A 5,068-nucleotide genomic window follows, 5' to 3' on the forward strand; every position below is an offset into this window, starting at 1 on the left:
TTTTGCTTTTCTTCAAAGTGGTGCCACCAGGAATCGAACCGGGGACACAAGGATTTTCAGTCCTTTGCTCTACCAACTGAGCTATGGCACCTTTTTGTTTGCGGGTGCAAAGATAGGGATATTTTCTAATAATGCAATGAATATTCTAAAAAAAAGTAGCAGAATGTATATGGAAAGTTTAATAAGACCTTGGATATACATTCTGCTTATTTATTATCATGGTTTATAGGGAGGAGTTGATAGCTTGTGCTATCGATCTGAATTCTTCATCCGACAGTTTTAGTTTTGGGTTTGAAAACAGCATATCCGATTCTTGCCGGATAGGGATCAGGTGGATATGTGCATGAGGTACTTCCAGTCCGATAATCGCTTCTCCTACTTTCTTGCAGGGAAACGCTTTCTTAATGGCTGTTGCTATTCGTTTTGCGAATACATGCATCTCAGCCAAGTCTTCATCGGTTAAATCGAATATATAGTCGACCTCTTGTTTGGGAACTACCAAAGTATGTCCTTTGACTAAGGGGTTGATATCGAGAAAAGCAAAGAACTTCTCGTTTTCAGCTACTTTGTAGCAAGGAATTTCACCTGCGATGATTCTACTGAATATTGTTGCCATAACTTTCCACGGATAAAATAAGGCAAGCCTCAAACAGAGACCTGCCTTTGTGTTAAAATGAGATGTTTACTACTTCCAATGAGATTTTCCCTTGCGGAACTGTGATTTCGGCGATGTCACCTACTTTTTTGCCAAGCAGGCCTTGAGCGATCGGAGTGTTCACGGAAATCTTTCCTTCTTTCAGGTTGGCTTCGCTTTCGGAAACAATGGTATAGACCATTTTCATGCCATTTTTTACATTTCTCATCTCTACTTTGTTCAAAATCTGCACAGAATCCGTGTTTATTTTTGACTCATCGATGATTTTTGCATCGGCAATGGTCGCCTTCAGATTGTTGATACGCATTTCAAGCATGCCTTGCGCTTCTTTTGCTGCATCGTATTCTGCATTTTCAGACAAATCTCCTTTGTCTCTCGCCTCAGCTATCGCTGCGGAAATCTTCGGGCGTTCCACTGTTTCCAGTTCTTTCAGTTCCGCCAACAGATTTTTGTACCCTTCTTCTGACATATAAGCCATGATATTTTCCTCCTATTTAATAGTTATAATTTTAAAAAAGCACATATAAACAAAAAAGAATTCCAACATTCATCATGCTGGAACCCTCTTTTCTAATTTATCTGTTTGCAAAGATAGCTCTTTTACGAATACGTGTCAAGCATAAAAACGATGCTGTGTAACATATTTCTAAAAGATACCTATCCGATTGCAGCTTGGAAGGCTTGTCTTCGGGCTTTTCCAATGCTGTTATTTTTTCGAGTGCGGAGCAACTTCGGCTTTGAACATTAGCTTAGAAATGCTTTCTCCTAAAGCAATGATTTGACAGCTGCTTCCAAATCTTTAATATTTTCACCGCGGAGCTTCAATTCGTTGTTCCGGTTGATAAGGAATACGGCAGGTACTTGGCGGATATTGTAAATAGAAACATTGGTAGAATAAACTCCGTTTCCGTCGCGTACGCAAATCCAGGGGAGGTTATCTGCCGAAGTTTTCCAGAAATGTTCGTCGGCGTCCAAAGAAATCTGATAAATCTCCAGTCCTTCCGAAGCGTACTTATTATATAGTTCGCGTAACATGAGGTTGTGAGGAGCTCCTGTCGGCGATTGGAAGACCGAAAAATCGAGAAGAACTACCTTCCCTTTGAGTTCGCTCAATTTGCGGATATTGCCTTTAACATCGCGCAACGCAATATCTATAATCCCGGTTTCCACAATCTTGTCTTTCGGAATCTCCAACGGTTTGACTTGCGGCCGGCGGGTATTCTTCATTCCCTTAATCACAATGTTATAAAGATTCTTGGAGCGTGTGGCATGAGGGAAAGAATTGTTCAGGCTGGTAGCTACCGCACCGAAGCATTTTACGTCTTCTTTGTTGTTCAGAGGGTCGAATATCAAGTAGTCGTTGAGCTTTTGGAACAGCGCGAAATAAGCCGCCGATGTGTTGGGTGCGGCAAAGATATAATTTACTTTTACGTCTTGTTTGTAAATGTCGAGCAAAGCGGTGAGACTGTCTTCGAAAGCGTCGTGCCTGATCTTATTGTTCTGCAACGCTTGTAAAAGTTGGTCTACGTCTTTTTGCAGACGGATCTGCTTCAACGTAAGCTCTTTGATTTTCCGGTTGTTTTCCGATCCTTCTACCGTATAGGCTGTGGAGAAGTCTACGTAAGGTGCGTTTATGCGGATTGTTTCGGTAGAGTCGATAGAAAAATGGATAATTTTGTCTTCCACTCGCAACCGGTAGAACTCCGGCGATTCGGGACGTGGCTGTTTGAAACTGAAAGAACCGTTTCCTTTCAGCTTTGTCGAGTCGAGGGGAACAACTCCTTCCAAACCTGAGCTTTCGAGATAAATCATTTTTCCGTCAGCCCCTGTTACCTCTCCATTCACTTGGAATACAGGACCTGAACTACAGGCTGTGATGGCCATTGCGGCAATTACCGCAGAAGTAAATTTTTTCATATCGTATGTCTTATTTACAAGCTGCAAATATACTTCTTTTCGAGATTACTCAAAGCTTTTTAGCCCGTTCTTCGGCCTTATTTTGAAAAAAAACACATGCTTATTAACTTTTTGGCTCATTTCCACACCATTACAATGAATAAATATATATCTTTGCAAGAATTTTGAAAGAAAAGTATTGATAAAACAATTTTTATGATTAACCCAATTGTTAAGACGATCGAGCTGGCAGATGGAAGAACCATCACGCTCGAGACGGGAAAGTTGGCAAAACAGGCAGACGGTTCTGTGATGCTACGCATGGGAAATACCATGCTGTTGGCTACTGTTTGTGCCGCTAAAGATGCAGTTCCCGGAACCGATTTCATGCCTTTGCAGGTAGAGTATAAAGAAAAATTTGCGGCTTTCGGCCGTTTCCCCGGTGGCTTCACCAAAAGAGAGGGCAGGGCTTCCGATTATGAGATTCTGACTTGCCGTCTTGTAGACCGTGCTCTTCGTCCTTTATTCCCCGACAATTATCATGCAGAAGTATATGTAAACATCGTTCTCTTCTCGGCAGACGGCGTGGACATGCCGGACGCTTTGGCCGGACTGGCGGCTTCTGCGGCTCTTTCCGTATCCGATATTCCGTTCAACGGCCCGATTTCGGAGGTGCGTGTGGCGCGTATCGACGGTCAGTTTGTCATTAACCCGACTTTCGCTCAATTGGAACAGGCCGATATGGACTTGATGGTTGCCGCTACCTATGAGAATATCATGATGGTGGAAGGCGAAATGAACGAAGTTTCGGAGGCAGATCTGCTGGAGGCTATGAAAGTGGCTCATGAAGCGATTAAGGTTCACTGTAAAGTACAGATGGAATTGACGGAAGCTGTCGGCAAGACGGTGAAACGCGAATATTGCCACGAAGTGAACGACGAAGACCTTCGCAAAGCTGTACGCGAGGCTTGCTACGATAAGGCATACGCCATCGCCGCTTCGGGGAACAAGAACAAGCATGAACGCCAGGAAGCTTTTGAAGCTGTATGCGAAGAATTCAAAGCACAGTTCAGCGAAGAGGAATTGGAAGAAAAGGCTCCTCTGATCGACCGTTACTATCATGATGTGGAAAAAGATGCCATGCGCCGCAGCATCCTCGACGAAGGCAAGCGTCTGGATGGACGCAAGACTACCGAAATCCGTCCCATCTGGTGCGAAGTAGGCTCTTTGCCCGGTCCTCACGGTTCGGCTATCTTTACTCGCGGCGAAACACAGTCGCTGACTTCCGTTACTTTGGGTACGAAGTTGGACGAGAAAATCATCGACGATGTATTGGTGCACGGCAAAGAACGCTTCCTGCTGCACTATAACTTCCCTCCTTACTCTACCGGCGAGGCAAGACCGCAACGCGGAGTAGGCCGTCGTGAAATCGGTCACGGTCATCTGGCTTGGCGTGCGTTGAAGGGACAAATTCCTGCCGAATACCCGTACGTGGTACGTGTGGTTTCCGACATTCTCGAATCTAACGGATCGTCTTCGATGGCTACGGTTTGTGCCGGCACGCTGGCACTGATGGACGCCGGTGTGCAGATTAAGAAACCCGTATCGGGCATTGCGATGGGATTGATCAAGAATGCGGGCGAAGAGAAGTATGCCGTGTTGTCCGACATTTTGGGCGATGAAGACCACTTGGGCGATATGGACTTCAAGGTTACCGGAACAAGAGACGGTATCACCGCCACTCAAATGGACATCAAGGTCGACGGATTGTCGTACGAAATTCTGGAACGCGCCTTGAGTCAGGCAAGAGAAGGGCGTATGCACATCCTTGACAAGATTACCGAGACGATTGCCGAGCCGCGTGCCGAACTGAAACCGCATGCACCGCGCATCGAAACCATGATTATTCCGAAAGAATTTATCGGCGCTGTGATCGGCCCCGGCGGGAAAATCATCCAAGGCATGCAAGAAGATACCGGAGCGGTTATCACCATCGAAGAAATTGCCGGTGTGGGACGTATCGAAATCTCAGGAACCAACAAGCAGAGCATTGACGATGCAATGCGCATGATCAAGGCCATTGTCGCAGTTCCCGAAGTAGGTGAAGTATATAAAGGTAAGGTTCGTTCCATTATGCCTTACGGTGCGTTCGTCGAGTTCTTGCCGGGCAAGGACGGGCTGCTGCACATCTCCGAGATCGACTGGAAACGTCTGGAAACAGTGGAAGAAGCCGGAATCAAAGAAGGAGACGATATCGAAGTGAAGCTTATCGATATCGACCCGAAGACCGGTAAGTTTAAACTTTCCAGAAAGGTGTTGTTCCCCAAACCGGAAAAGAAGTAAGCGTAACCAACGTTTTCAAATAACCAATGAGGGTGAATTCTAAGTCCTCTCCAAACAATATCTATAAAATCTTACCCATGTTTACGAATATTAACGTATCCTTGGGTAAGTTCTTATATAGACATAACTACTCTTCAGAAGTGTATAGCTACTTCCTAAACCTAAGAATTTTTC

At 45.0% G+C, this 5,068-nt stretch carries 4 protein-coding genes and 1 tRNA gene; 1 reads left to right on the forward strand and 4 read right to left on the reverse strand.

Annotated features, from left to right (window positions below):
- Positions 1-18 precede the first annotated feature (18 nt).
- The 4 genes from GGR07_RS13665 to GGR07_RS13680 all read right to left on the reverse strand — a co-directional run bounded on the left by GGR07_RS13665 (position 19) and on the right by GGR07_RS13680 (position 2,572).
- Positions 19-91 (reverse strand) — tRNA-Phe (locus tag GGR07_RS13665).
- A gap of 132 nt (positions 92-223) precedes the next feature.
- The gene (locus tag GGR07_RS13670; RefSeq protein ID WP_021645366.1) at positions 224-616 is read right to left on the reverse strand and encodes an HIT family protein; all 393 of its coding nucleotides are present in this window, start codon (positions 614-616) and stop codon (positions 224-226) included.
- Positions 617-668: 52 nt separating this feature from the next.
- Complete coding sequence (gene greA, locus GGR07_RS13675; RefSeq protein WP_021645367.1) at positions 669-1,133, reverse strand: transcription elongation factor GreA; 465 nt, start codon at positions 1,131-1,133, stop codon at positions 669-671.
- Positions 1,134-1,420: 287 nt separating this feature from the next.
- On the reverse strand, positions 1,421-2,572 hold the full coding sequence (locus GGR07_RS13680; RefSeq protein ID WP_021645369.1) for a DUF4369 domain-containing protein: 1,152 nt from the start codon (positions 2,570-2,572) through the stop codon (positions 1,421-1,423).
- Positions 2,573-2,767: 195 nt separating this feature from the next.
- Between GGR07_RS13680 and pnp the strand changes: the two genes are divergently transcribed.
- Positions 2,768-4,894 (forward strand): polyribonucleotide nucleotidyltransferase, encoded by a 2,127-nt coding sequence (pnp, locus tag GGR07_RS13685; protein ID WP_021645370.1) that lies wholly within the window; start codon positions 2,768-2,770, stop codon positions 4,892-4,894.
- The last annotated feature ends 174 nt before the right edge of the window (positions 4,895-5,068 follow it).

This window comes from Bacteroides pyogenes, assembly GCF_014196225.1.
Taxonomy (GTDB): domain Bacteria; phylum Bacteroidota; class Bacteroidia; order Bacteroidales; family Bacteroidaceae; genus Bacteroides; species Bacteroides pyogenes_A.

What these genes read in the sequence shown, in the direction of transcription:
- GGR07_RS13670 (WP_021645366.1), bottom strand. Translation starts at nt 616, where the DNA reads ATGGCAACAATATTCAGTAGAATCATCGCAGGTGAAATTCCTTGCTAC.
- greA (WP_021645367.1), bottom strand. Translation starts at nt 1,133, where the DNA reads ATGGCTTATATGTCAGAAGAAGGGTACAAAAATCTGTTGGCGGAACTG.
- GGR07_RS13680 (WP_021645369.1), bottom strand. Translation starts at nt 2,572, where the DNA reads ATGAAAAAATTTACTTCTGCGGTAATTGCCGCAATGGCCATCACAGCC.
- pnp (WP_021645370.1), top strand. Translation starts at nt 2,768, where the DNA reads ATGATTAACCCAATTGTTAAGACGATCGAGCTGGCAGATGGAAGAACC.